Here is a 26,287-nt window from a genome sequence, read left to right on the forward strand (position 1 = left end):
CAATGCCATTGATGGCCCTATTCTCTTAGAGTTTTTGTTTTGCCTAAGCGCACTGTTTCTAGCCAAGCTTTTACTGAACACTTTTACCAACCACCTGTGCCTGCTGGTTATATCGCTCGACCTCGTTTGTGCCAGTATTTAAATACGGGCTTACTTGGGCGTTTGATATTGGTCTGCGCGCCGGCAGGATTTGGTAAAAGTGCCTTGATCAGTGAGTTTTGTCAGCAATTGCCAACGGATTGGCGCAGTGTTTGGTTGCCGTTGAGTGCTCGTGATAGTGATCCTGGGCGATTTTTTGAACGCTTTTTGAATGCCGTTCATAGTGTTTTTCCTGATGCAGGAGAGCAAGCACAGGCCATCTTGAAGACCAGACAAAGTCACCAAGCCTTTCCTTATGACGCATGGCTCAATGATGCATTGGATGAGATCAGTAGCGATTTAAATCCTAATAGTCCTTTATTGCTGGTTTTAGATGATTATCACCTAGCGCAAAGTGAGGTGCTTGATCGCAACGTGCAGCACTTGCTCAATCACTTACCTGCAGGATTACTTTTGTTAGTCACCAGTCGTCAGCGGCCCAATTGGCATTTGGCGCGCTGGCGTTTATCTGAGCAGATTCTTGAAATCAGTGAGCAGGACTTACGTTTTAAGCCTGAAGAATTGCAAACTTTGCTCATAGAGCAAGGGCATACGCAGCTCAGTACTTCTGTGATTGATAATATTTTGTCACGCAGTGAAGGTTGGGTGGCAGGTTTACGTCTGTGGCTGCTGGCGCTTAGTGGTCGCGGCGATAATGAGTATGCTTTACTGACTGGGCCGCACGGTGGGCAAGGTTTAATTCGCGAATACCTATTAGAAGAAATTATTGCGCAACAGCCAGAAGCCATTAAAAGGTTTTTAACCACTACGGCAACCCTTGAGCGTTTTAATGTTGGCTTGTGTGATGCCTTGCGCGAGTCTAACGACAGTGCGCAGATGCTCGAATACCTGCTGGCTCATCAAGTTTTTTTAGTGCCATTAGATGAGCAAGGCGTGTGGTACCGCTACCATCATTTATTTTCTGATTTATTGCGGGCGCAACTGGATAGCTCTGCTGATACACGCCAACTGCACGCGCGCGCCAGTGCCTGGTTTGCCGAGCATGGAATGCTCAATGAGGCTGTCGAGTACGCCTTGCTAGCTGAACAGCCTACGGTTGCTGCGCAGTTGGTGCAGGGCTCGGCAGAAGAGTTAATCCTCGCTGAACAAAATATCAGTATGTTGCTGCGTTGGAAAATGGATTTGCCGGACACTGTATTAATCAGTACACCGCGCCTAATTATTTTGTATTGCTGGGCTTTAGGTTTGGCTTGTCAGCTGGATGCTGCTGATGAATTATTGACGCAGTTGGCTAAGTTCTTGCCAGCACCTAGTCCAGAGGAGCAGCAAGGACTACTGGCGCAATGGCAGGCGCTGCAAGGCTTGCTCGCGCGCGGACGTGGTGATGCGCAATTGGCTTGGCAGTATTGCAGTGATGCTGTGTTGAATTTACCAGTTGAGCGCCATGGGCAGCGGCAAATTTGTTTATCGATTCTAGGCAATATTGCTATTTTGCGTGGAGATATTCTGCAAGCCCGTCAGCTGACACGCGATAACGTTGAGTTGGCACAGCGTGTGGGTTGCAAACTGTATAGCGCGCTAGCTCTGTACGATCGCGCTCGCGTGCTGCAGGTGCGCGGGCAGATTCATCGGGCTTTGGCGATGGTGCGTGAGGCTTTGCAACTCTTGGCTGATTTGCCGCGTGAACGTGATTATGCCGTGCGTGCGCGACTCACGATGTATGAAGGCTATTTGTTGGGGATGCGCGGGCAAATCCAAGAGGCGCGCGTTAAGCTTTGTGCTGGGATCAGTGAGGCGCAGGCGTGTCGTGATGCCAGTCTGTTGATTGGTTACCGCATGCAGGCTGTTTTAGAAGGTATGAGTGGGCGTGAGGCTGAAGCTTTTGAGCAGTTGGCCGAAGCTGAGCGCATCATGCATACCTGGGATGTACCGAGTATTTATTATTTGGCGATGTTGACGCTGAGTAAATGTGAGCTATGGCTGCAGCAAGGCCAGCTGGAACTGGCGCAGCCTTGGCTTGAGCGATTATCGGCGACCTACAATGTGCAGCAGATGGATAAGGCTTCGGAGTTTCATCCGCAGTTGGCTTTGTATGTTGAGTTGCAGATGGCTGCGCTGGAATGTGCGACAGGGCAGGTGGCGTCTGCTGAGCAACGTTTAGCTGGATTGATTGCTTATGCGCAGCAGTATGATTGTGTGGTGATTGAGCAGACGGCTCGTGTTCGTTTGTGTGTGATTTTATTGGAGCAGGGCGCGACTGTGCGTGCTGTGAATGAGTTACAGAAAGCATTGGGCTTGGCGCAAGGTGGTGCTGTATTGGCTTTTCAGCCGTTAATAGCTGTGCATGTGCAGTGGTTTCGTCAGCAATTAAACTTGCGCTCGTCAGACCAGGTAGCTGGTGAGTTATTGATGGCTTTACCAGAGTCTATCGAGAGTCATATGAGTGCAGCGCTGTTAGGGCAATATGAAGCGTTAAGTGCTAGAGAGCTTGCGGTTTTACAGTTGATTGCGCAGGGTTGTTCTAATCAAGAAGTCAGCGATAAGTTGTTTATTTCGCTGCATACAGTGAAAACTCATGCGCGCAATATCAATCTTAAGCTTGGTGTTGAGCGCCGTACTCAGGCTGTGGCACGAGCGCAGGCTTTAGGTGTGCTGAGCTAATCGGAGTCTAGAGTCTGTAAATAATTGCGCATGCCGTACCTTGTTAGTATCGCTGTTCCCTCAACGGGTCATCCTGACCCGATTCGGGGCTACGTCATCCATGACTACGCTGGTCGCGACACCAACAAGATACTCATTGATCAGTGATGTTGTTTGTCATTGTTTTGTGCGAATTTTTAAAAGTTATCATTCTGCGTGGTTTTATTTAGGTCTGTTGCTCTGCAATAAGTGAAAATCTGTACAGTTGATTGAAACTGCAATAGAGCAAGCGCTGCAAATGATCAACGAGTGCTTCGGGGTGGGTGTGGTGAGCGAGTCAGGGATGACGAGTGCCGGAGTTGAACCCTGGATGGGTTCATTGACGGATTAACACATTCCCCGAAGTACGGCATGCGCAAGTTTTTCAGAAGTTGAGCACGTATCAACAGAAATAAAAAAGCGAAGCCTGCGTTTTAATTCAGACTTCGCTTGGGGAAAGATTATTACTGTTGGTCTGCGTAGACCTGATCAAAAATTCCGCCATCATTAAAATGGGTTTTTTGAATATCTGGCCAGCTACCGAATGTTGCTTCTACTGGCATAAAGTCGACTTTAGGGAAGCGGTCAGCAAACTCAGCAAGAATCTCTTGATTGCGCGGACGTAAATAGTTATTGGCAGCGATGCGTTGCGCTTCATCTGACCATAAGTACTTTAAGTATGCCTCAGCAATTGCACGTGAACCTTTGCGATCGACAACCTTATCAACCACTGTCACCGGTGGCTCAGCTTCAGCGCTGACACTTGGGTAAACCACTTCAAAGCCACCACGACCGAACTCACGCGCGATCATCTCTGCTTCGTTTTCAAAAGTGACTAGCACATCACCGATTTGGTTTTGAATAAAAGTGCTGGTTGCTGCGCGGCCACCGGTATCAAGCACAGGGGCTTGCTTAAACAACTTACCAACAAACTCTTTCGCTTCTGCTTCGCTACCGCCATTTTTCAGCACATAAGCCCAAGCGGATAAGTAAGTGTAACGACCATTACCCGAGGTTTTTGGGTTAGGCACAATCACTTGCACGCCGTCTTTTAATAAATCAGGCCAGTCCTGCAGATTTTTTGGATTGCCCTTGCGCACAATCAGCACAGTTGCCGAAGTGAAAGGGGCACTGTTGTTAGGTAAACGCTCAGCCCAGTTTTCTGGAATCAGCTTGCCGTATTCATACAAAGCATTGATATCGGTGGCCATATTCATGGTGATCACATCGGCAGGTAGGCCATCAATCACTGAACGCGCTTGCTTGCTTGAGCCGCCATGTGACATTTGAATCTGCGTGGCTTTATTACCTTGCTCTTGCCAGTGCTTTTGGAAGGCGGCGTTATAGTCTTTGTAGAAATCGCGCATCACGTCGTAGGAGACATTCAGCAGCGGTGCCGCTTGTAGGGTAGTCATACCGCTAAAGCTCAAGGCAAGAAGTGATGCAGCCAGCAAACGTTTCATATCGCGATTCCTTTGGAAAATAGCAGAAGGTCATCACTATAGAGGGGGATCGTTATGCTGTAAAAGAATTAAAAGTAATTTTGATATTCTATTTGGTATTAAAAAGCCCTCACTAGGAGGGCTTTTTAGAGTTATGCAGGATTACATATTTGGATAGTTCGGGCCGCCAGTGCCTTCTGGTGGGGTCCAAGTAATGTTTTGTGCAGGATCCTTAATGTCACAGGTTTTGCAGTGCACACAGTTTTGCGCGTTAATTTGGAATTTCTTCTCACCGCTTTCTTGGGTGACGATTTCATACACACCAGCTGGGCAATAACGCTGTGCTGGCTCGTCATACATAGGTAAGTTTTTCCCCACTGGAATACTGGCATCTGTCAGTTTTAGGTGACAAGGCTGTACTTCTTCGTGGTTGGTGTTGGACAAGAAGACTGAGCTGAGCTTATCAAAGCTTAACTTGCCATCTGGCTTTGGATAAACAATCTTCGTCGCCTCGGAAGCAAGCTTTAAGGTTGCGTAGTCAGGCTTTGTGTCGTGCAGAGTAAACGGGATTTTACCGCCAAAGATGTTTTGGTCGATAAAGTTGAATGCACCACCTAATACAGCACCAAACTTATGGATCGCAGGACCAAAGTTGCGGCTGCAGAATAAATCTTCGTACAACCAGCTGGATTTAAATCCATCAACATACGCGGTCAGTTCGTCGCCACCTTCGCGGCCTTGCAAAATTGCATCAGCAGCGGCTTCTGCGGCCAACATGCCAGACTTCATCGCAGTGTGGTTGCCTTTGATTTTGGCAAAGTTAAGCGTACCTAAATCACAGCCGATCAGTGCGCCACCTGGGAAGACCATTTTCGGCAATGAGTTCAGACCACCTTTAGTCAGTGCGCGTGCACCATAAGCAACACGGGTACCGCCTTCAAGGTATTGGCTGATCACTGGGTGATGCTTGTAACGCTGGAACTCATCGAAAGGTGACAAGTGCGGGTTGCTGTACGACAGGTCGATAATCATACCAACAGCCACTTGGTTGTTTTCTGTGTGATACAGGAAAGAACCGCCTGGGTTGTCATTGTCTAAAGGCCAGCCTGCAGTGTGCAGCACTAAACCTTCTTCGTGTTTAGCAGGATCAATGTCCCAAATCTCTTTAATACCGATGCCGTAATGCTGTGCATCAGCTTCGCTATCAAGGTTGTAGCGCTTAAGCAGTTGCTTGCCAATGTGGCCACGGCAGCCTTCAGCAAATAAAGTGTACTTTGCGCGCAATTCCATACCTGGCGTATACATGCCGTCTTTTGGATTGCCTTCGCGGTCAAGACCCATGTCACCGGTCAAAATACCGTAGACAGCACCGGCTTCATTGATCAGCGCTTCTTGTGCAACAAAGCCTGGATAGACTTCAACACCGAGGTTTTCGGCTTGTTGAGCTAACCAACGGCATAAATTACCTAAAGAGATAATATAGTTGCCTTCGTTGTGCATGGTTTTGGGCACAAAAAAGTTAGGGATTTTTTGTCCTTTATCGGCATTTTTCAGCAAATAAATGTCATCACGCTTAACCGGTGTATTGAGTGGCGCGCCGAGTTCTTTCCAATTTGGAAACAATTCGTCGAGTGCGCGTGTCTCAAAAACAGCACCAGAAAGAATGTGGGCGCCGACTTCGGAACCCTTTTCGACGACACAAACGCTGATCTCTTGACCGGCTTCTGCTGCCTTTTGTTTGAGTCGGCATGCGGCTGAAAGCCCTGAAGGACCAGCACCTACGATGACGACATCGAATTCCATAAATTCGCGTTCCACAAGCTATCTCCTAATCACGCTGTACATTATTTTATTTTGGAAGGCTTGGATCTCTCACTGAAATTGTGAGCATTTTTTTCATTATATCCATGACTGCGCCGTGTTCCAATACAAACGCTCGTTTGAATTTATAAAAACCCTGTTAGAATGCAATGCGAAGATGATCAGAAAGCCTGCATTGTTGTATTGACCGACTTAGGTCTTACGTTCAAGATAGCAGAAGTTTTGTGCTTATCTGATGGATTGGTTATTTTAATTCGACCAAGCGCATCACTGGCCAGGCTTGTCTTGGCGACATTTTTTATTCACCCGAGATAACGAGGAATCCATGAAGGTTCTAGTAGCTGTCAAACGAGTGGTAGACTATAACGTCAAGGTTCGCGTTAAAGCGGACAATTCTGGCGTTGATCTCGCCAACGTTAAAATGTCTATGAACCCTTTCTGCGAAATTGGTGTTGAAGAAGCCATTCGCTTAAAGGAAAAAGGAATTGCAACTGAAGTAGTTGTAGTCTCCATTGGCCCTAATGCTGCTCAAGAGCAATTGCGTACTGCGCTAGCTCTGGGTGCTGACCGTGCAATTTTGGTCGAGTGCAATGATGAGTTGCGTTCACTGACTGTTGCAAAATTGCTTAAAGCAGTGGTTGATCAAGAGCAGCCACAGTTGATTATGCTTGGTAAACAAGCCATTGATAGCGATAACAATCAGACCGGCCAAATGTTGGGTGCGTTAACAGGTTATGCGCAGGGTACTTTTGCTTCTAAAGTTGAAGTCGCTGGCGATAAAGTTAATGTAACTCGCGAGATCGATGGTGGTTTACAAACTGTTGCGCTGAATCTGCCAGCAATTGTTACCACTGACTTGCGCTTGAATGAGCCACGTTATGCATCTTTGCCTAACATCATGAAAGCTAAGAAAAAGCCGCTGGAAATTATCACTCCAGATTCTTTAGGCGTTTCTACCGCATCCACAGTGACTACTTTGAAAGTTGAAGCACCGGCAACACGCAGTGCTGGCATCAAAGTGAAGAGCGTGGCTGAATTGGTTGAGAAACTTAAAAACGAGGCGAAAGTAATCTAATGGCTATTTTGGTTATTGCTGAACACACTAACGTCGCTCTGGGTGCTGCTACCCTGAACACCGTTTCGGCGGCCAAAGCTATTGGTGGCGAAATTCACGTACTGGTTGCCGGTGCTGGATCCGCTGCGGTTGCTGAAGCTGCTGCAAAAATTGATGGCGTAAGCAAAGTATTGTCAGCAGACAACGCTGCATTTGCTCATCAATTGCCTGAAAACGTTGCCCCTTTAATTGCTGAAGTAGGTAAGGGCTATAGCCATATCCTGGCTTCTGCGACTACAAACGGCAAAAACATCATGCCACGCGTGGCAGCGTTGTTAGACGTTGATCAGATCTCTGAAATTATCGCAGTAGAAAGCGCTGATACCTTTAAGCGTCCAATCTACGCGGGTAACGCAATTGCTACTGTGCAATCAAGCGCTGCAATTAAAGTTATCACCGTGCGTGGTACTGGTTTTGATGCAGCCGCTGCAGAAGGTGGTTCAGCCACTGTTGAAGCAGTTGCTGCTGGCAGCGATGCTGGTATTTCAGCCTTTGTTGGTGAAGAGCTGGCGAAGTCTGATCGTCCTGAATTAACTGCTGCTAAGGTCGTTGTATCTGGTGGTCGTGGTATGCAGAACGGCGAAAACTTTGCCATGCTGAACCGCGTTGCTGACAAGCTTGGCGCTGCAGTGGGTGCTTCACGCGCTGCTGTTGACGCAGGTTTTGTACCGAACGATATGCAAGTGGGTCAAACAGGTAAAATTGTTGCGCCAGACTTGTACATTGCTGTAGGTATTTCCGGTGCGATTCAACACTTGGCGGGTATGAAAGATTCTAAAGTGATCGTTGCGATCAACAAAGATGAAGATGCACCGATTTTCCAAGTGGCTGACTATGGTTTAGTAGCTGATTTATTTGATGCTATCCCAGAGTTAGAAGCTGCGCTGTAAGGCTAGCTTTGCTACAAAAGAACCCGCTTTCGAGCGGGTTTTTTTATGCAAGCATCCAAAGTTTGGTTGATTAGGCTTGGTTTACTGCCTACAGCGCGCTGCTAAGTGTTAATCGAATGAGCTGAAAGCATTGGCATAGCGCTTGATGGCCTATGGACGTGTAATATAGGCGCTTGATTAAGCGAGTTAAGTGATGGAGTGTTATGAGCGGGCGATTGATAGGCTGTTTTTTATTATTGGCCAGCAATATGGTTGTGAGTACGGCGTATGCCGCGCAGCAAGCCTGCACAACACTGATGGCTGTCGTGTATCCGAACGCCGAACCTTATGATTGGCAGGTGACTGATACTGGCGTTAGGCAGGGTTTGAGCGTTGATGTGTTAGAAGCACTTGCAGAAAAAACCCAGCTGAATATACAACGAGTGGCAACCAAGGACGCGAAAAAAGCGTTACGTGAAGTGCGTAGCGGACGTGTTGATTTGATTATTGGTGTGCGCAGTGAGCCTGAGCAAGATCCGCGCTTGGATTATGTGTCGCCAGCTTATGCAGAGCAAAATTATCGAGTTTGGCGGCGCAGCGCAGAGCAAGTTTCGCTGCAGCAATGGCCACAGTTATCAGGATTACGCGGCGCGCTTGAGCCTAAGCAGTTGCCTAGTTTTGATCTGCAGGCGCAATTACTGGCCTGGCCTGTTAGCCACGTGGCAGATAACAAAACTGCTACGCAAATGGTCTTGGACGGGCGTGCTGATTATTTGATTGCTGAGCATCATCAGCAGTATTTGCGCTTACAAAAAGCCGGTCAGCTTGATCTGTTTGAAGCGATTGAGCCGCCAGTGGCCAGTCATCAGTTGTTTGTCGCTTTGGCAAAAGACTCTGCTTGTAATGATCAAGCTCTGCGTAACAAATTATCTAAAGGGTTGCTTGCTTTAACCCAAAAAGATGTCGCACAAAACCGTCTCGATACTGTGATGCAGCGCTGGCAAGCATTGCACCCTAGTCAACCCTCAGTCGTAGGTGAGTAACTTAGTATGTTAGTAAAACAGGTTTTTATCCTCAGTAGTGCTGTTTTATGGTTGGCGGGTTGTGCCACTGATCCTGCGCCGATTGAGCAGTTGCGTATTACTGAGCAAGCGATTGAGCAGGCACAGACGATGGGTGCTGATGACTTTTTGCAACCCGCTCAAATCGCTTTACAAAAAGCGCAAGAGGCTTTAGCTGCAGAAGATTACCGTGCTGCGCGTTTGTATGCTGAACGCGCTGAGTTGGATGCGCGCTTGGCTGAAGTGCAAGCGTTAAGCAGCATGAAACGTAATAAAGTGGCGGAAATTACTGCGCAGATTCAACGCTTGCGTTTGCAGTTAGGAGAGTCTCAATGAGTACGTGTTCTGTGCGTCGAATAATCGTAACTGGTGCTTTATTGTCTGTTGTCGGGCTGACTGGTTGCGCGCATTACACCGAGGCGGAGCAGGCGCTGCAGCAAGCTGATGAGCTGTTTAATAGTATTAAAGATGATAGTCAGGTGTTGGCCAGTGCGCCTAAAGATGTGCTGCGAGCGGGTGAATCATTGCAACGTGCCGAGCAATTGTCCGGTTATTTAGGTAGCACAGAAGATGTGCAGCATTTTGCTTACCTAAGCCAGCAATACGCGCACATTGCTCAAGAACGCAGCCAAATTGCCAGTTATCAGCAGCAAATAGAGCAGTTGCGCATTCAACGCGAGCGTTTGCAGTTGGCCTTGCGTGAGGCGCGTTTAATGAGCGTGCAGCAACAAGGGCAGTGGCTGGAAGAGCAAATGATCAGTTTGGCAACCCAAGATGCTGAGCGCGGTTTGGTGCTGACGCTCAACGATATGCTATTTGACAGTGGCCGCGCTGATTTAAAACCTGCTGCCAATCGCACGGTGCTTAAGTTAGTGCAGTTTCTACAAATGAATGGCCAGCGTACAGTGCGCATTGAAGGTTACAGTGATAGCGATGGTGATGTGCAGGAGAACTTACAGTTATCCAAGGACCGAGCGCAAGCTGTAGCTGACACGCTGGTCGATCTTGGTGTCGATGTTAAGCGTTTGCAGGTGATGGGCTATGGTGATGCCTTCCCGATTGCAGAAAACGCCACAGAGCGTGGTCGTGCGCAAAATCGCCGTGTCGAAATAGTGTTTTCTGATGAGGTAGGGCGCTTGGCGCCTGAGCGCGAATAATCTTGCTATGACTGGCCGCTGGAAGGACTGGTAAGGCTGTATTGGTTATGGCATAGAACAAAAAAGCCCAGCCCGCATTATGAACTGCGTGCTGGGCTTTTTTATGAGCTCGGATTTAACGTTTTTGTTGTAACGCGGCAATGCGCACTTCTAAAGGTGGGTGGCTCATCAGTAAGCCGGCTAAACCTTCTTTTAAGCCGCCACTGATACCAAAAGCGATTAATGCTTTGGGCATTTCTGACTCAATGCCTTGTTCAGCGCGTAAGCGATTCAGCGCGCCAATCATTGCAGGGCGGCCAGCTAAATCAGCACCGGCTTCATCGGCACGGAACTCACGGCGACGCGAGAACCACATCACGATAATGCTCGCGAGTAGGCCAAGGACTAATTCGGCAGCAATGGTCGCAACAAAGTAGCCAATACCGCGGCCGTCTTCGTTTTTCAGCAAGACGCGGTCGACAAAGTCACCGATGATGCGGGCAAAGAACATCACAAAGGTATTCACCACGCCTTGCAGTAGCGCCATAGTAACCATATCGCCATTGGCGACGTGACCAATTTCATGGGCCAGTACCGCTTTCACTTCTTCGGGTGAAAAGCGATCCAGCAAACCTTGGCTGACGGCCACTAAAGCCTTGTTACGGTTCCAGCCGGTAGCAAAGGCATTGGATTCGTGGGATGGGAAAATACCCACTTCTGGCATACCAATACCGGCTTGGGTCGCCAGTTGTTCAACGGTTTGTAATAACCATTGCTCTTGGCGTGTGCGTGGCTGATCAATGACTTGCGTACCGGTGCTGCGTTTGGCCATCCACTTTGAGATCAGTAAAGAAATCAAAGAACCGGAGAAGCCAAATACAGCACAGAATATTAACAAGTCACCATGGTTTTGACCGGTGTAACGGTCGACACCCAGCAAGCTGAGAGTAACGCTGGCAACCAACAATACTGCGATGTTAGTGGCTAAGAATAAAAAGATACGCATCATGTGCGAAAAGCTCCAAAAGTGTAAACAGGTGAACTATATAAGGGTTGCGCGGCTGCGCTTCAAGGGTATGACTGTTGCAAACTGTGTCAAATGTGCTGCATTTAACGTTGGAAGAACACTTGCATCAATTCAATCACCCGCTCGCTGTCTTGCGCCTGAAATGCTTCACGCAATTGGTTGGCTAAATTGCCTTGCGCACGGCGTACGCTCGGCGGTGCCTCGGCAAGGGTAGTGGGCAGCGGTGTAATCATGTTGCTCAAGCGTAAAAAAGCCTTTTCACACAGTTCGATTTGATCCAAAGCTTCGAAACGAATGGTGCTTTGATAACGTAAATAACCTTCCTCAGCAAGCCAGATAAAAGTGCTTAAACAGCGCTGTTGGCGATCGCTGGGTAGACCAAATTCATCAGGCGCGATATAGCCGATTAAATCATCTATATATAGCGTGGTTTTGGCGGGAAAGGCCTGATAAAGCGTCAGCAGGCCTTGCGCTGCGTCCTTGTAAAAATCGTCAATATGAAGATCCATGCATACTCACTGGCGATAGGTTTTTAAGAAATTGCCGATGCGACCGATAGCTTGTTCCAGATCATCCACACGCGGTAGCGTCACCACGCGAAAGTGGTCCGGCCACGGCCAGTTGAACGCCGTGCCTTGTACGACTAAGAGTTTTTCTGACAGCAATAAATCCAGCACGAATTTTTCATCGTTATGAATTGGGCAGATTTTTGGATCAATTCGCGGGAAAGCATAGAGCGCGCCCATGGGTTTCACGCAGCTGACGCCAGGAATATCATTGAGTAACTCCCAAGTACGGTTGCGCTGCTCAAGCAAACGGCCGTTGGGTAGCACTAAATCATTGATGCTCTGATAGCCGCCGAGTGCTGTTTGAATGGCATGTTGCGCTGGCACGTTAGCGCATAAACGCATATTAGCCAGAATATCCAAGCCTTCGATGTAGCTGCGCGCACGGTGCTTAGGACCAGAAATTACCACCCAGCCCGAACGGAAACCGGCCACACGATAGGATTTAGACAAACCGTTAAAGGTTAGGCAAAGCACATCAGGAGCCAAGGAAGCAGTGCAGATATGCTTGGCATCGTCGTACAGAATTTTGTCGTAGATTTCGTCAGAGAAAACCACCAAATTGTGTTGACGCGCTAATTCCAGAATATCCAGCAGCACTTCTTTGGAATACACGGCACCTGTTGGGTTGTTTGGGTTAATCAAAACAATGGCTTTGGTGTTCGAGGTGATCTTCGAGCGCATATCGTCAATGTCTGGAAACCAGCCCGCTTGCTCATCACATAAGTAATGCACAGGTTTGCCGCCAGCCAAGCTGGTCGCCGCAGTCCACAAAGGATAGTCAGGCGCAGGCAGTAGCACTTCATCGTTGTTGTTTAATAGTGCTTGCAGCACCATCACGATCAGCTCAGAAACACCATTGCCGAGATAGATGTCTTCAATGCCGACACCTTCAACATTCATTTGCTGGTAGTACTGCATGATCGCTTTACGCGCGCTGAACAGGCCTTTGGAATCACTGTAACCTTGCGCTGTCGGTAAATTACGAATCACGTCCTGGAGGATTTCCTCTGGTGCTTCGAAGCCAAAGGGTGCAGGATTACCAATATTGAGCTTGATAATACGCTGGCCTTCATCTTCAAGGCGTTTGGCGTGTTTCAGGACAGGGCCTCGGATGTCATAACAGACGTTAGCGAGCTTGTTCGATTTGCTGAACTGCATGATGTTGAGTATCCCGAATAAAAAGGTCAATAAGGGGCGTTCTGTCGATAAAAAGCGATTTTGAGCGCTGTCGCATAAGTAGCCCGTGCCTCCCTACATTGCGCTTAACCAGCAAGTCATATAGAGGCACTTAAAGATGCCTATCATACGACTGTGCTAGCAAAGGTGAAAGGGAGCGGTATGCTTATCACCCTGCTTTAATTGGAGAATGTGATGCAAAAGGTTGAAAAGAGCGTAGAAGAATGGCGCAAGCAGCTTTCTGATGAGCAATTTCGTGTGTGCCGCTTAGCCGGAACAGAGCGGCCTTTCACTGGTGAGTATTGTTCGCCAAAGTTTGAGGGTGTGTTTCATTGCGTTTGCTGTGGGCAGCCTTTGTTTGATGCGCGGCATCAGTTTGACGCTGGATGTGGCTGGCCAAGTTACTGGCAGGCGTTGACGCCAAATGCCGTGATTGAGCACATTGATAATAGCTTAGGTATGCAGCGTGTTGAGGTGGTGTGTTCTGGTTGTGATGCGCACTTAGGTCATGTTTTTCCCGACGGACCTGAGCCAACAGGCTTGCGTTATTGCATCAATTCTGTGGCTTTGCAGCTTGAGCCAGTGCCTGCTGAGTGATTGCTTTAATCACTATATAAGCTTGCGTCATCTGCTGATCTAGAACAGCAAAGTAATCTGTTGGAGAGTGTTTGTGTCTGAGTTGATGAATGAGTTTTTGCAGCGTGCTAATCAAGTCTTGCAACACATTGAGCCTTTGCTGCCAAAAATGGCCGAGCCGATTGATTGGAATACTGTCTATGCCGCAAGCTGGCAGCGTAAAGGCAATAGCAGCTTTTTTCGCCCCATTGCGCTGGGTGCAGATATTCGCTTAGCTGATTTGTTGGGTGTCGATCTGCAGCGTGAACAGTTATTGCGCAATACCCAGCAGTTTATGCGCGGCTTTCCAGCTAACCATGCTTTGTTATGGGGTTCACGCGGTACCGGAAAGTCCTCTATTGTGCGCGCATTGTTGGCTGAGTATGCCGAGCAAGGTTTGCGCTTAATTGAAGTTGAGCGTAATGAGCTGGCTGACTTGCCGCTTATCGTTGAATCTCTAGCCGGTTTGCCGCAGCACTTTATTGTTTTTTGCGATGATTTGTCCTTTGAGGCCGGCGAGGGCGATTACCGTATTTTGAAAAGTGTGTTGGACGGCTCTTTAGAGCGTGCACCTGATAACGTGCTGTTATATGCCACGTCCAATCGCCGCCACTTGCTTCCCGAGCAGCACAGCGACAATCAGCATTGGCAGCAGGGTGATGGTGGTGAACTGCACCCGAGTGAGGCGGTAGAAGACAAGATCGCCTTGTCTGATCGTTTTGGCTTGTGGCTGTCGTTTTACCCATTCAATCAAGAGCATTACTTAGATGTGGTGCAGCACTGGATTGGTGAATATGCGCGGCCTAGCAAGCTTGACTGGCAGTTTACTGAAGAGACGGCCAAACAAGCGATCAGTTGGGCGACAGCGCGGGGCAATCGCAATGGTCGTTGCGCTGCGCAGTTTGCTAAACAGTGGGTGGGTTTGCGCTTGTTAGAGCAGACTGTATAACCGTCGCTGTTTTGTCTAGCGTCGAGTGCTGCAGTGTATTGGGTTAATGCCGTGCAGGCTCTATACTGGGCGGCTTGTTTTTAAGGGGATAACACTATGACCACACAGCATGTCGAACAACACTTGCAGTTGCTAGCGCACCTGCGCACGATTTTAGTCGCGGTAGCAGATGCAGACGTGGTGCCAGAAAATCATCACGCATTATTTCTTGAGCGCTTTGATGAGATGGTCGCAGACTTGCGCGCGAGCAGTGATGATCTCTATGTCGGACAAGACATCATTAGCCAGGTGTTTCAGCGTTATCCGCAAATTGCCCATTTAGTACCGCGCGATTTGCTGTGGTTTTTTGGCGGTGATTGCTTACATTTTATGCCAGACGATGAAATTGATAAGTATCAGCAGCTGGAAGACCGCCGTTATCAAGCCTTAGAAAACGGTGAAGACTTCGATTGGAATCACGAAATTCAGTTGATGTTTATGCCAGAAAAGACTCCAGAGCACTGAAATATAAAGAATTTTTAAAAAATGCTTGACGCATCGCGGGATGCTCCGTAATATGCGCGCCACTTCAAGCAATAAAGCAAATCGCCCAAGCTTAGAAGTTGCAAGCTGTAATAAGCTCAAGGATGCGTCCCCTTCGTCTAGTGGCCTAGGACACCGCCCTTTCACGGCGGTAACAGGGGTTCGAGTCCCCTAGGGGACGCCACTTTTGCGGGAATAGCTCAGTTGGTAGAGCACGACCTTGCCAAGGTCGGGGTCGCGAGTTCGAGTCTCGTTTCCCGCTCCAAATTTGGCGTCAAGCTAAAAAAGAAAGAGCCGAAAGGCTCTTTTTTTTCGTCTGTTGTTTGAGCCCTTGATTCTATTGGTTTTGCTCACTTTCTTTGGTGCCGTTCTGGGCGCTTTAAAATCATTTTAATTGTGCATGCCACGGCTTTTTATAGAGCTAAGGCAGGGCGCTGAATTGTGCTTTTTTAAAATCGGTGACCCAACGGTGACCGATTGGTGACATATGCTTTGGTCGCCGACCTGGGTGGTGACTCCGACCCTGTGCTGGTTTTTGGCTTATTTGATCGTTTTATTTGCTTGACCACGACCTTGTTTTGACTTGGGAATTGCTCATAAGTCATGTCCGAGCTTTGCTTTCTGATTATGGTTTATTTGGTTGCCGATGAAGGTGAGCTACTTTCTGTCGCACCGCTCTGGAGAGACAGAAGATACATTTCTGGCAGATTTTGCCGTAGCAAAGGATGGAGGGCATTTGAAAACTAGTTCAGCACGCCTAAGCGAACGAATTGCCAAATACAATCGTTTGTTGGAAATTGAACAAGATCTGGCAGGAGGTGCTCTCTATTACTGGTGAGCCCATACTAAGGACACACGAAAAATGCAGGGAAGTACTTTCTGGGCCACTATCTCGTCAGTATTCCAATCCAACCATGCGAATCACAAGCCTTAACGCTGCGGCTTACAAATACCGAGGTCAGCGAGCCTGTAACAAGGTCTCAATTTCCGAACTGAGTAAAACTTTGCCCACCGACACCACTTTGTCATCTATTGCCAAAGCGGGCGTAGACATCACGCCATGAGCGGCGATTTCGGCGTAATCCGTTACTTTGATAATCTCCGCAACCATGCCCAAATGTGTCAGAGCAGTTTGAGTATTTTCAGTTAGCGTTTTACATTTGGAACAACCTGAACCCAATATTTTGATTTTCATTTTCAATTTCCTTGTAAAAAAACTTGTTAAATAAATAAGTAGGCAAAGGCATTAAACAACAGCCCTATGATAAAAATTCCGCATACGACAATGCCGACAAAAAGTAGTAACAGTGGCGCTTTGACGACTTTTTTCAGCATGATGAGTGATGGCAGCGATAAAGCAGTGACTGACATCATAAACGCCAGTGCAGTACCAAGACCGACGCCTTTGCCAACCAGGGCTTCAGCAATAGGTAGCGTACCAAAAATGTCAGCATACATCGGCACGCCAATCAGAGTTGCGACCAGGACTGACCACCAGTGGTCCTGACCCAACATTGAGCTAACCCAGGACTCCGGCACCCAATTGTGGATGGCGGCACCAATACCGACACCAATCAATACATAAACCCACACCCTGTTAAAAATATCTGCAACCTGGTTAGTGGCGAAGTCGAAACGGTCTTTACGGCTTAGTTCGGCCTGTGGAATATCCAAGACCGGGCTATGAAGGACAAATGACTCCACATAACGGGTCATATTGGCTTTGCTAATGATGGTCCCGCCAATGACTGCCAACACTAAACCGACCAGCACATATGCAATCGCAATCGACCAGTTAAAGATACTGGCCAGCAAAATGACGGAAGCCAAATCGACGAGCGGCGAGGAAATCAAAAAGGAAAAGGTGACACCAAGCGGTAAGCCAGAACTGGTAAAACCGATAAACAGTGGGATTGACGAACAAGAGCAAAACGGCGTGATAGTACCCATCAAAGCACCTGTCAGGTTTGCTTTAAAGCCTTGCATACCTCCCAGAATTTTTCGCGTGCGCTCGGGTGGAAAATAACTTTGTACCCAGGACACTGTGAAAATCAGCACAGCAAGCAGGATAAATATTTTAATCACATCATAAATAAAAAAATGAACACTGGCGCCAATGGCTGTTTGCATCGACAGGCCGAAGACATCTTCTACCAACAGACGAACTAACCAAGATAACCATTCCATCTTTAACAACTGGTTATTCAGCCACTCGAAAATTGCCATGTAATACCTCGTTAGCTTATGAGTTAAAAACGATTTACAGGAATGCTATTAGACGCCTGTTTTGAGGAACGCCACTAACTTTGGAATATTGTCGCGAGCGCTTCGCCCTGCACCAATCAGGGTTGCTGAACCTGGGCTTGCCCAGTCGCCGTATCCAAAACACCAAACCCGGTGTTCTTTCACCGATTGGCCATCCTGCACCAAAACTTTGCCATCTGCTTCGACAATATCTAATGAAGCAAGATGCTGAAGTTCCGGTTGAAAACCAGTACACCAAATCACTGCATCAACTGCTTGTTCAGTGCCGTCCTGCCAGACGACACCATTTACGGTAAAGTGACTAAACATCGGTTTAGCCTGTAAAACCCCACGCTCTCGTGCTGCTCTCACCGGTGGCACCATGACAATATCGCCGATCCCACCGACAGGCTGATCTGTTGTCGCGCTGCCTGCTTGGCTATTGATCCGTGCTGTAGCACGTTCAAACAACACTCTGCCATCAACGTCGTCTGCTAAAAACTTAGGCGGCTCTCTTGTGACCCAAGTTGCAGTAGCCACTTCATCAAGCTCTGCGAATATTTGTGCACCGGAGTTACCGCCGCCCACCACCAATACAGTTTTGCCCTGGTAAAGTTCTGGGCCTTGATAGTGGGCAGAATGACACTGCTCACCCTGAAATGTCTGTGCGCCAGGCAGCGCAGGAATGACCGGATGGCTCCAGTTACCGGTGGCACTAATAATGGTTCTGGTCAGCCAACTGTATTTACCATCGCTTACTTTAAGGCAGTTATGCGCAGTATCGTGCACCACTGTTTTTACATGATGCGGGCGATACACAGGTAATTGGTAATGCTCTTCATAACGCTTAAGGTAACTGACTACTTCATCCCGATGCGGGTAGGTATCTGTTTTCTTCGTCGAAAATAAAGTGCCGGGTAACGAGCTGAACATCGCAGGTGAAAAGAGCCGCAATGAAGGCCAGGTATGGTTCCAAGCGCCCCCAGCAAGGTCCTGATTGTCCAAAATAATAAAATCAATCCCTGCTCTGCGCAGGTAATAACCAGCGGACAACGCCGCTTGCCCTCCGCCAATAACTATCACATCAAAAATCTTTGTTGTCATGCGGACTCCTGCTTATTTATTGCGCTCATTGTTGCAGTTCTGTTTACAAGGAACGTCAATTAAATTGCGGTTTGATTAACCCGAGCCATTAAAGCTTCTGCTGACTCTTTGCGTTCAGAATACCGATCTGTCAAATAGTCACTGCGATCACGAACCAACAAAGTGAATTTCACCAGCTCTTCCATCACATCCACGATCCGATCGTAGTAAGGTGAAGGTTTCATCCGATTGTTGTCATCAAACTCGTTAAATGCTTTTGCGACAGACGATTGATTAGGGATAGTCAGCATACGCATCCACCGTCCCAGTATGCGCATTTGATTGACGGTGTTAAACGACTGGGAACCGCCGCAAACTTGCATTAAGGCTAGTGTTTTTCCTTGTGTGGGTCTGACTGCGCCCATCGATAAGGGGATCCAATCAATTTGTGCTTTCATAATGCTGGTCATTGCCCCATGACGTTCTGGTGAGGTCCAGACCATGCCTTCACACCACTGAGTCAGTTCCCGTAGCTCCACCACTTTTGGGTGAGACGCATCTTCGGCGTCAGGCAAAGGCAAACCCCGTGGGTTAAACATTTTTGTTTCGGCCCCCATAGCCTCAAGGATCCGTGATGCTTCCTCTGTTGCTAATCGGCTAAATGACCGCTCTCTGAGCGAACCATAGAGCAACAAGATACGAGGTTTGTGCTCGGCTGGCGTGTCAGCAAATACCTGTTCAGTGGATGGTACTGCAAATACATCTGTTTTAATGTTCGGTAGATGGTCCATAACGCTCTCTTTTTTCTATGGGACAACACAATCCATCTTTTAAAGCAGACGTTTGATACTGAAGCCCAATGGCCGTCAGAAATTCACTCAGGGGCGCTAAACGTTGTACGCTTAGGGAGTAACAAATACGCGGGTGTTCAATTTCGCCCACCACCACTCCAGCCGCTTTCAGAATGCGAAGGTGTTCAGAAACCGTGGATTGAGCCAGGCCCAACTCCTGCGTAATTTCGCCGCCGATACAGCTGCTTCGGCTGAGTAACAACCGAACGATCTGCACCCGTGCCGGATGGGCAAGGGCCTTCGCTATTGTGGCCAGCGCGTCGTTGGACGCGAGTTCTGATGGCGAGGCTGTTCCTGTGTTTTCCATAGTCATGATTCATTATCGTTAATCGACGATTGGCAAATGCTAAGCGCCTTTGTCTCTATTGTCAAATCACGATGGCACCCCATCGGGGGAAGACAACCCATTGACATACGAAAAAACATATATATGATCCAGCGCATATCTTAAGGAGCACATGATGTCTAAACCACACCTAATCTTCATTTGTACGGAGAACTCCGCACGGTCATTGATGGCTGAAGCGATAGCAAAGCACAATTTTGGGGATCGCTTTGAAGTCGCAAGTGCAGGTACTGATCCCCAACATCCGGATATACGGGCGATGGAAGCAATCAAACGTCATGGTCTTTCTGTGGAAGGGCTTCGCTCAAAATCGCTGGACGAATTTGCAGGGCTGACGATGGAGTACGCCATTATTCTGTGCAGTAAAGCAGGAATGCTCAGAGGGCCTGCCTGCGAAACACATTATGGCGTGGGATTTTCCCGATCCTAAGTTAGGGGCGTCTGACAAAGCCTATGACACCACCATGCATGAATTAAGTGAACGTATCAAAATGTTTGTGTTGCTGTACGACAAACAGCGTTCAGATAAACCGTAATGAAGTGTGAGGTCCTGATGGAACCATTAGAGTTCTTCAAACTGCTTGCAGATGAAACCCGTTTGCATTCCATGTTGTTAATTGCTCAAGAAGGCGAGTTGTGTGTCTGTGAACTCACTACAGCACTCAATGAGACACAGCCCAAAGTGTCACGCCATCTGGCCATGTTAAGAAAATCTCATGTACTGCTGGACCGCAGACAAGCTCAATGGGTGTTTTATAGACTCAACCCTGAACTACCACACTGGGCCAAGCAAGCCATTGTGCAGACGCTTGAACAAAACCAGGTACTCATTCAGCCCTTGATGAAAAGCCTGTGTTCCATGGGAGATAGACCCGAACGAGCGGCAGCCTGCTGCCCTTAGTATCCGTCTAGAGGCTTGCAACCACGAGGCGTGGTGCGTGTTGATACATCTGAGGTCACTATGAATATTCTGTTTTTATGTACCCATAATTCTTGTCGTAGCATTCTTGCCGAAGCACTAACACGACATCTGGCCAGCCAATCCGGTCATGAAACACCGGTCGCAGTGGCAAGTGCAGGCAGTTCGCCGCGTGGTTTTATTCACCCGCTGACGTTGCAGTACTTATCAAAGTGGTCAATCGCCACGGACGACCTTCAGAGTAAAAGTTGGGACGAGCTAACCGAGTTTCATCCGGATGTGGTGATCACAGTATGCGATCAAGCTGCCGGAGAGTCCTGCCCTGTCTGGTTTGGCCGTGCGGTCAAAGGACATTGGGGCTTGCCCGATCCAACCCGTGCGGGTCTGACTCCAGCACAAGTTGACACTGAGTTTCAGCTGTTGTTGGACGTACTGACTAAACGGTGTGAGGCACTACTTCGATTGCAGCAGCTCGACCAGGCAGCCATCGCCTCTATTGCCCATGCATACCCGCTGTAAATCAGACCCACTAAAATTGAGGAGCATTCATGGGCTTATTTGAACGTTATTTATCGGTGTGGGTTGCCCTCGCTATGCTAGTTGGGGTGATTGCTGGCAATCTGGTCCCTGGCATATTTCAGACCGTGGCATCACTTGAATATGCACAGGTGAACTTTGTTATTGCGCTACTTATCTGGGTCATGATTTACCCGATGATGGTGCAGATTGATTTTAGTGCCATCAAAGACGTCAGCAAAAAGCCCAAAGCTATTGTGCTGACCTTAGTGGTGAATTGGCTCATCAAACCGTTCACTATGGCATTACTGGGCTGGTTGTTTTTCCGCTACCTGTTTGTCGATTGGGTAGACCCACAAACAGCAACGGAGTACATCGCAGGCATGATATTACTGGGCGTGGCACCATGCACCGCCATGGTCTTTGTCTGGAGCCAACTGACCAAGGGAGATCCGAACTACACCCTGGTACAAGTCTCGGTGAACGATATCATCATGATTTTTGCCTTTGCTCCGATCAGTGCGCTGCTTTTGGGCGTTTCCGACATCATCGTTCCGTGGTCTACGCTACTTTTATCCGTCGCGCTGTATGTCCTACTGCCCTTGTTAGCAGGGGTTTGGACCAGACGCCTGTTTGCCAGAAAAAAGCTGGACGACTTGTCTGCATTACTTGCGCAAATTAAACCCTGGTCTATCTTCGGCTTACTGGCGACCGTGGTGTTGCTCTTTGGTTTTCAGGCGCAAACCATTTTAAGCCAACCGCTGGCCATTGTATTAATCGCTATCCCGTTGCTGCTGCAAACCTATGGCATCTTTGCGCTGACGTATCTGGCTGGCTACAAGATGCATTTACCGCACAACATCGCAGCTCCTGCCGGAATGGTAGGCGCAAGTAACTTTTTCGAACTGGCAGTGGCTGTTGCTATCTCACTGTTTGGCCTGAATTCTGGCGCAGCATTGGCCACAGTGGTTGGAGTCTTAGTCGAAGTGCCGGTGATGTTGTCACTGGTATGGTTTGCGAACCGGACTCGCCATTGGTTTCAACCCAATTGATTAACCCTGTTTATAATCCAAGAAGGACAACACGATGTCACATCCCTATGATGAATTAGTACTTGAAGGCTCGGCAGCCCTGATCTTCACACCGTGCCCAGGCACCAAAGGCGAATCGCTTAACGCCTCACTGCTTACGTTAAAACAGGCCGGTGCATCGGCCATCATTACCTTAATGCCAACAGAAGAAATGGAACGCAATGCGGTCACAGATTTACCTGAACGTTGTGCAGAGCTTGAGCTGGCATGGTTTCAATGCCCGATTGAAGATGATCATGCGCCATTGGCAGACTTTGCATCAGCCTGGCAACAGCATGGTCCTACGGTTCATCAGTTACTAAAAGACGGTAAGAAAGTGGCGATCCACTGCAAAGGCGGCTCAGGCCGGACCGGATTAGTAGCCGCACAAATCATGGTCGAGCGTGGTGTCGATAAAGAGCGAGTCAAGCAACGAGTGCAAGCTGTACGACCGTTTGCACTGACCCTCAAACCTCATGAAGAGTATTTCAACGCGCTCTGAGCCATCAGATGATACTCAGAGAAAAATAAATAGTAGGCATGAACATCCCGATGGCGAGAGAAGCCGCCAGTCGGTGAGGAAGGAATGGATATGAAAATTAAGATCGGTATTAACGGGTTTGGCCGTATCGGCCGTTTAGCATTACGTGCAGCATTTGACTGGCCTGAGTTTGAGTTCGTGCAGATCAACGACCCCGCAGGAGATGCAGTGACTTTTGCACATTTAGTTAATTTTGACTCTGTGCATGGCCGCTGGCACCACGAAGCGACCGCAGATGGCAACACGGTGGTGATTAACACGCAGCGTATTGCGGTAACACACAATAAAGCCATTGCAGAAACTGACTGGTCTGGCTGTGATCTTGTCATTGAAGCGTCCGGCAAAATGAAAACCAAAGCACAGCTTCAGGCTTATCTGGATCAGGGCGTCAAACGGGTTGTGGTGAGTGCTCCAGTCAAAGAAGCCGGTGTCTTAAACGTCGTTATGGGAGTCAATCACCAGCTTTTTGATGCCAAGACACATCAAATTGTCACGGCGGCCAGCTGCACCACCAACTGTCTAGCGCCAGTCGTTAAAGTCATTCATGAACAGCTTGGCATTAAGCACGGTTCGATCACGACCATTCACGATCTGACCAACACACAATCTATTTTAGACACACCGCATAAAGATTTGCGCCGTGCCCGTGCGTGTGGCAGCAGTTTAATTCCGACCACCACAGGCTCCGCTACTGCCATCACAGAGATATTCCCTGAACTGAAGGGCCGATTAAATGGCCACGCAGTGCGGGTGCCGCTGGCCAATGCCTCGTTAACAGACTGCGTATTTGAAGTAGAACGAGCCACCACGGCAGAGGAAGTCAACCAACTCCTGAAAACAGCATCCGAAAACGAACTGAACGGTATTTTAGGCTATGAAGAGCGGCCACTGGTGTCTGTCGATTACAAAACCGATCCACGCTCAAGCATCATTGATGCCTTGTCCACGATGGTAGTGAACGGCACTCAGGTCAAAATCTATGCCTGGTATGACAATGAGTGGGGGTATGCGAACCGTACCGTGGAATTAGCCCGGATGGTGGGTAAAGCATAAGGAGTATGGCGTGACACATCAACCTCTGACAAAACCTGTGAACACACTGAGTACTGAGTTAAAGCAATACTTTGTTGTCACAGGCAATTACTGGGCGTTTACCCTGACTGATGGTGCTCTGCGAATGCTGATCGTGCTGCATTTCTACCAGTTAGGGTATACACCACTAGCCATCGCCTCACTGTTTTTGTTCTACGAGTTTTTTGGGGTGGTGACTAACTTAGTCGGAGGTTGGCTAGGCGCACGACTGGGCCTGAATAAAACCATGAATATTGGTTTATTTTTGCAGGTGTTCGCGTTAGCCATGTTACTGGTGCCCAGTGAGCTATTGACCGTTGTCTGGGTGATGGCGGCTCAGGCCATGTCTGGCATTGCCAAAGATCTGAATAAGATGAGTGCCAAAAGCTCATTGAAACTACTCCTTCCAGACAGTGCTCAGGGCGCATTGTACAAGTGGGTGGCCATCCTGACCGGCTCTAAAAATGCGCTCAAAGGCGTTGGCTTTTTCCTGGGCGGTGTTTTACTGACATGGCTTGGTTTTCAGGGAGCTATTGCAGTAATGGCCGCTATGCTGGCGTTGGTCTGGCTGCTGAGTGTGCTGCTGCTAAAGAAAGATCTCGGCAAAAGCTCATTCAAACCCAAATTTAAAGATCTGTTGTCAAAAAGCGCCACCATCAACCAACTCTCGGCAGCCCGATTATTCTTATTTGGTGCACGTGACGTCTGGTTTGTGATTGCGTTGCCGCTTTATTTGTCCTCTCAGTTCAAATGGACTCATGCCGAAGTAGGATCCTTTTTAGCACTTTGGGTCATTGGCTATGGCGCTGTACAAGCGTTTGCTCCTTCCATCACCGGAAAAAAATCGGGCAAAGTGCCCAATGCAAGCACGGCGCTGCTCTGGGCGAGTTTACTGTGCAGCATCCCTTTACTGATAAGCGTGGGGATGACATACATCCCTTATTCACTGTGGATCCTGATCGGCGGCTTGATGTTATTCGGAGCGATTTTTGCGGTGAACTCGTCTTTGCACAGCTACCTGATCGTGAGTTCTGCCGGACGGGATGGCGTCTCACTGGATGTCGGATTTTATTACATGGCCAACGCGATGGGCCGTTTAATCGGCACAATCTTATCGGGCTGGGTGTATCAGGCGCAGGGTCTACAGGCGTGTTTGTGGGTGTCGAGTGCGTTCCTTGGTTTGACGGTTATCATCACGATGTTTTTAAAAACACCAAGGGAGTAGTCACCGGTACAATAGTCCGGATCAATTTCCCAAGCTCCTTGGCTGCTGGCCTCACGAAAAAACGAATGTCCGTAATTAAGTTAAAGCAGAGAGTCGTTTTTTCGAGAGCGTCGGATATGAACAGCTGCTTTTCGCTCAAAGCGGTCCAATCATAAATTTGGCTCGTTAAAATTAGCTGTTGTTACTGGTCACAACAGCTAGTCAGAAAAACACACGATTCATTCATCTATCTGGCCAATCGCTCTTACCGGGATCATTAGCATGTTAGCTCTATGAAATTTTCTGGAGCTGACAATGAGAACCCCCTTGTTCCCTTGGTTCATCCTATGGGTGACCATCCCAATCATTATTTTCTTGCTATTCATCTTGCCCGCCCATGCCAGTGATGGACCATTCTATCAGCGTGGTCAGGAAGGCTGGTTTTGGTATCAGGTTATTCCTGAACCTGAGCAGCCTGATGAGCTGATAGAGCCGGAAACTGGTGTCGTGGAGTCCAGTCAGAGCGAACTAAAGCCCTTCAGTGCCGCATGGTTCCGAGAGCATATGCAATCGTTCATGGACAAGGCAATTGATGAGCCGACGAATGAGAACGTCAGGGCTTATCTGTATCTTCAGCGCGTCATGATGGATAAGGGTTCACAGTTTGCTGATGTTAGTCAGCAGGTGGTCATGGGCGATCCTGTTTTGGATGAAATCAGTCGCAGACCCTTGGCGACCTATGCTGCCAATCGGATGAGCCATTCATTTTTCGCAGAAGTTTTGTGCTGGGTCGGCTTGTATTAAGTTCATTGAGTCTTATCTAAGGTTTCCTCATCCTCCTTGTATTCAAACAGATCGCTTACCTGGCAGTTTAAAAAACGGCACAGAGTATCTATCGTTTCAAAATCTATCCGCTTGGATTCTTCGTTATACAGCTTATGAAGAGTTGTTTTGCTTAGCTTGGTTGCTCGGGCGACATCGGCCACTTTGAGTTTTCTCTCAGCCAACAAAATAGGCAGTTTAAAAATAATCATAAAATACCACTTAGTAGGTAAAAAGTACTTGCATTGTGTTATTTTCAGGCCTATATTGGCCATGAAGGTAAAAAGTAACACCTTAATGGTAAAAAATACGAGGTAATTATTATGACATACACCTACCTGACTACCCAGGAATTGTCAGTAAAAATTCGTTATGACGCTAAAACGATTCGTAATCAACTTAAGGACAGTGTTTTGTTTGAAGGAGTGCATTACATCAAACCCTTTGGTGGTCGCAAGATTCTTTATCTGTGGGAAAACATTGAAAAAGACATGTTGAAAAGCATTGCCGAAAACATGATTGGCGTTGCTTTACAGTAACT

Annotated in this window: 29 protein-coding genes, 2 tRNA genes and 1 pseudogene; 21 read left to right on the plus strand and 11 right to left on the minus strand. The window is 48.2% G+C overall.

Annotated features, from left to right (window positions below):
* The first annotated feature begins 39 nt into the window (after positions 1-39).
* Positions 40-2,760, plus strand: coding sequence for a LuxR C-terminal-related transcriptional regulator (locus H591_RS0111885; protein ID WP_022967186.1), 2,721 nt, complete (start codon positions 40-42; stop codon positions 2,758-2,760).
* Between the two features lie 482 nt (positions 2,761-3,242).
* Here H591_RS0111885 and H591_RS0111890 read toward each other — a convergent pair whose 3' ends face one another.
* A complete protein-coding gene (locus H591_RS0111890) occupies positions 3,243-4,241 on the minus strand; it encodes a sulfate ABC transporter substrate-binding protein (protein ID WP_022967187.1) in 999 nt (332 codons plus the stop codon).
* A gap of 141 nt (positions 4,242-4,382) precedes the next feature.
* Complete coding sequence (locus H591_RS0111895; protein ID WP_022967188.1) at positions 4,383-6,038, minus strand: electron transfer flavoprotein-ubiquinone oxidoreductase; 1,656 nt, start codon at positions 6,036-6,038, stop codon at positions 4,383-4,385.
* Between the two features lie 328 nt (positions 6,039-6,366).
* Here H591_RS0111895 and H591_RS0111900 point away from each other — a divergent pair, with 328 nt between their 5' ends.
* From H591_RS0111900 to H591_RS0111920, 5 genes are all read left to right on the plus strand, one after another.
* Entirely contained in the window at positions 6,367-7,116 is a 750-nt protein-coding gene (locus tag H591_RS0111900; protein WP_022967189.1) for an electron transfer flavoprotein subunit beta/FixA family protein, read from the plus strand.
* Positions 7,116-8,045, plus strand: coding sequence for an electron transfer flavoprotein subunit alpha/FixB family protein (locus H591_RS0111905; RefSeq protein WP_022967190.1), 930 nt, complete (start codon positions 7,116-7,118; stop codon positions 8,043-8,045). Before H591_RS0111900 ends, H591_RS0111905 begins: the two co-directional genes overlap by 1 nt.
* Before the next feature lie 203 nt (positions 8,046-8,248).
* On the plus strand, positions 8,249-9,067 hold the full coding sequence (locus H591_RS0111910) for a substrate-binding periplasmic protein (protein ID WP_022967191.1): 819 nt from the start codon (positions 8,249-8,251) through the stop codon (positions 9,065-9,067).
* A 6-nt stretch (positions 9,068-9,073) separates the two neighbouring features.
* On the plus strand, positions 9,074-9,421 hold the full coding sequence (locus tag H591_RS0111915) for a DUF4398 domain-containing protein (RefSeq protein WP_022967192.1): 348 nt from the start codon (positions 9,074-9,076) through the stop codon (positions 9,419-9,421).
* The gene (locus H591_RS0111920) at positions 9,418-10,242 is read left to right on the plus strand and encodes an OmpA family protein (protein WP_022967193.1); all 825 of its coding nucleotides are present in this window, start codon (positions 9,418-9,420) and stop codon (positions 10,240-10,242) included. Before H591_RS0111915 ends, H591_RS0111920 begins: the two co-directional genes overlap by 4 nt.
* A 115-nt stretch (positions 10,243-10,357) precedes the next feature.
* Here H591_RS0111920 and htpX read toward each other — a convergent pair whose 3' ends face one another.
* The 3 genes from htpX to H591_RS0111935 all read right to left on the minus strand — a co-directional run bounded on the left by htpX (position 10,358) and on the right by H591_RS0111935 (position 12,975).
* Positions 10,358-11,230, minus strand: a complete 873-nt coding sequence (gene htpX, locus H591_RS0111925; RefSeq protein WP_022967194.1) for a protease HtpX — start codon at positions 11,228-11,230, stop codon at positions 10,358-10,360.
* A gap of 101 nt (positions 11,231-11,331) precedes the next feature.
* Positions 11,332-11,757, minus strand: a complete 426-nt coding sequence (locus tag H591_RS0111930; protein ID WP_022967195.1) for a hypothetical protein — start codon at positions 11,755-11,757, stop codon at positions 11,332-11,334.
* A gap of 6 nt (positions 11,758-11,763) precedes the next feature.
* Positions 11,764-12,975, minus strand: coding sequence for a pyridoxal phosphate-dependent aminotransferase (locus H591_RS0111935; protein ID WP_022967196.1), 1,212 nt, complete (start codon positions 12,973-12,975; stop codon positions 11,764-11,766).
* 213 nt (positions 12,976-13,188) lie between these two features.
* On the opposite strand from H591_RS0111935, the gene msrB reads away from it, so the two are divergent.
* The 6 genes and pseudogenes from msrB to eno all read left to right on the plus strand — a co-directional run.
* The gene (gene msrB, locus H591_RS0111940; RefSeq protein WP_022967197.1) at positions 13,189-13,590 is read left to right on the plus strand and encodes a peptide-methionine (R)-S-oxide reductase MsrB; all 402 of its coding nucleotides are present in this window, start codon (positions 13,189-13,191) and stop codon (positions 13,588-13,590) included.
* An 85-nt stretch (positions 13,591-13,675) separates the two neighbouring features.
* Positions 13,676-14,557, plus strand: coding sequence for an ATP-binding protein (locus tag H591_RS0111945; protein ID WP_028244402.1), 882 nt, complete (start codon positions 13,676-13,678; stop codon positions 14,555-14,557).
* 96 nt (positions 14,558-14,653) lie between these two features.
* Positions 14,654-15,061, plus strand: a complete 408-nt coding sequence (locus tag H591_RS0111950; protein WP_022967199.1) for a PA2817 family protein — start codon at positions 14,654-14,656, stop codon at positions 15,059-15,061.
* Between the two features lie 126 nt (positions 15,062-15,187).
* Positions 15,188-15,263 (plus strand) — tRNA-Glu (locus H591_RS0111955).
* 5 nt (positions 15,264-15,268) lie between these two features.
* Positions 15,269-15,344, plus strand: a tRNA-Gly gene (locus H591_RS0111960).
* Positions 15,345-15,743: 399 nt separating this feature from the next.
* Positions 15,744-15,917: pseudogene (eno, locus tag H591_RS15890) on the plus strand (phosphopyruvate hydratase); the annotation flags it as partial.
* 120 nt (positions 15,918-16,037) lie between these two features.
* On the opposite strand, the gene H591_RS0111970 reads toward eno, so the two are convergent.
* From H591_RS0111970 to H591_RS15395, 5 genes are read right to left on the minus strand one after another with little or no spacing between them, the layout of a single operon-like run.
* Positions 16,038-16,274 (minus strand): thioredoxin family protein, encoded by a 237-nt coding sequence (locus tag H591_RS0111970; protein WP_022967201.1) that lies wholly within the window; start codon positions 16,272-16,274, stop codon positions 16,038-16,040.
* A gap of 26 nt (positions 16,275-16,300) precedes the next feature.
* Positions 16,301-17,305, minus strand: a complete 1,005-nt coding sequence (locus tag H591_RS0111975; RefSeq protein ID WP_022967202.1) for a permease — start codon at positions 17,303-17,305, stop codon at positions 16,301-16,303.
* A gap of 48 nt (positions 17,306-17,353) precedes the next feature.
* Positions 17,354-18,427, minus strand: a complete 1,074-nt coding sequence (locus H591_RS0111980) for an ArsO family NAD(P)H-dependent flavin-containing monooxygenase (RefSeq protein ID WP_022967203.1) — start codon at positions 18,425-18,427, stop codon at positions 17,354-17,356.
* A gap of 59 nt (positions 18,428-18,486) precedes the next feature.
* Positions 18,487-19,197 carry an arsenical resistance protein ArsH gene (gene arsH / locus H591_RS0111985; RefSeq protein WP_022967204.1) on the minus strand — a complete coding sequence of 237 codons (711 nt, stop codon included), beginning with the start codon at positions 19,195-19,197 and terminating at the stop codon, positions 18,487-18,489.
* Positions 19,175-19,564 carry an ArsR/SmtB family transcription factor gene (locus H591_RS15395; RefSeq protein WP_022967205.1) on the minus strand — a complete coding sequence of 130 codons (390 nt, stop codon included), beginning with the start codon at positions 19,562-19,564 and terminating at the stop codon, positions 19,175-19,177. The genes arsH and H591_RS15395 overlap by 23 nt, the downstream gene beginning before the upstream one ends.
* 154 nt (positions 19,565-19,718) lie before the next feature.
* Between H591_RS15395 and H591_RS15625 the strand changes: the two genes are divergently transcribed.
* The 8 genes from H591_RS15625 to traF all read left to right on the plus strand — a co-directional run bounded on the left by H591_RS15625 (position 19,719) and on the right by traF (position 25,728).
* Positions 19,719-20,033, plus strand: a complete 315-nt coding sequence (locus H591_RS15625) for an arsenate reductase/protein-tyrosine-phosphatase family protein (protein WP_028244403.1) — start codon at positions 19,719-19,721, stop codon at positions 20,031-20,033.
* A 123-nt stretch (positions 20,034-20,156) separates the two neighbouring features.
* A complete protein-coding gene (locus tag H591_RS0112005) occupies positions 20,157-20,504 on the plus strand; it encodes a metalloregulator ArsR/SmtB family transcription factor (protein WP_028244404.1) in 348 nt (115 codons plus the stop codon).
* A gap of 60 nt (positions 20,505-20,564) precedes the next feature.
* Positions 20,565-21,041 carry an arsenate reductase ArsC gene (locus tag H591_RS0112010; protein WP_022967206.1) on the plus strand — a complete coding sequence of 159 codons (477 nt, stop codon included), beginning with the start codon at positions 20,565-20,567 and terminating at the stop codon, positions 21,039-21,041.
* A 29-nt stretch (positions 21,042-21,070) separates the two neighbouring features.
* A complete protein-coding gene (gene arsB / locus H591_RS0112015; RefSeq protein WP_022967207.1) occupies positions 21,071-22,090 on the plus strand; it encodes an ACR3 family arsenite efflux transporter in 1,020 nt (339 codons plus the stop codon).
* 34 nt (positions 22,091-22,124) lie between these two features.
* Complete coding sequence (locus tag H591_RS0112020; RefSeq protein ID WP_022967208.1) at positions 22,125-22,610, plus strand: phosphatase domain-containing putative toxin; 486 nt, start codon at positions 22,125-22,127, stop codon at positions 22,608-22,610.
* 90 nt (positions 22,611-22,700) lie between these two features.
* Positions 22,701-23,702: an ArsJ-associated glyceraldehyde-3-phosphate dehydrogenase gene (locus tag H591_RS0112025; RefSeq protein ID WP_022967209.1), complete on the plus strand. Its 1,002-nt coding sequence runs from the start codon at positions 22,701-22,703 to the stop codon at positions 23,700-23,702.
* A gap of 10 nt (positions 23,703-23,712) precedes the next feature.
* The gene (gene arsJ, locus H591_RS0112030; protein WP_022967210.1) at positions 23,713-24,945 is read left to right on the plus strand and encodes an organoarsenical effux MFS transporter ArsJ; all 1,233 of its coding nucleotides are present in this window, start codon (positions 23,713-23,715) and stop codon (positions 24,943-24,945) included.
* Positions 24,946-25,239: 294 nt separating this feature from the next.
* Positions 25,240-25,728: a conjugal transfer protein TraF gene (gene traF / locus H591_RS15405; protein WP_022967211.1), complete on the plus strand. Its 489-nt coding sequence runs from the start codon at positions 25,240-25,242 to the stop codon at positions 25,726-25,728.
* A 2-nt stretch (positions 25,729-25,730) separates the two neighbouring features.
* Here the strand turns inward: traF and H591_RS0112040 are convergent, their stop codons facing one another.
* Positions 25,731-25,958 carry a helix-turn-helix domain-containing protein gene (locus H591_RS0112040; RefSeq protein ID WP_028244406.1) on the minus strand — a complete coding sequence of 76 codons (228 nt, stop codon included), beginning with the start codon at positions 25,956-25,958 and terminating at the stop codon, positions 25,731-25,733.
* Between the two features lie 111 nt (positions 25,959-26,069).
* On the opposite strand from H591_RS0112040, the gene H591_RS0112045 reads away from it, so the two are divergent.
* A complete protein-coding gene (locus H591_RS0112045; RefSeq protein WP_022967213.1) occupies positions 26,070-26,285 on the plus strand; it encodes a hypothetical protein in 216 nt (71 codons plus the stop codon).
* Positions 26,286-26,287 lie beyond the last annotated feature (2 nt).

This window comes from Denitrificimonas caeni DSM 24390 (assembly GCF_000421765.1).
In the GTDB taxonomy this organism is placed as follows: domain Bacteria; phylum Pseudomonadota; class Gammaproteobacteria; order Pseudomonadales; family Pseudomonadaceae; genus Denitrificimonas; species Denitrificimonas caeni.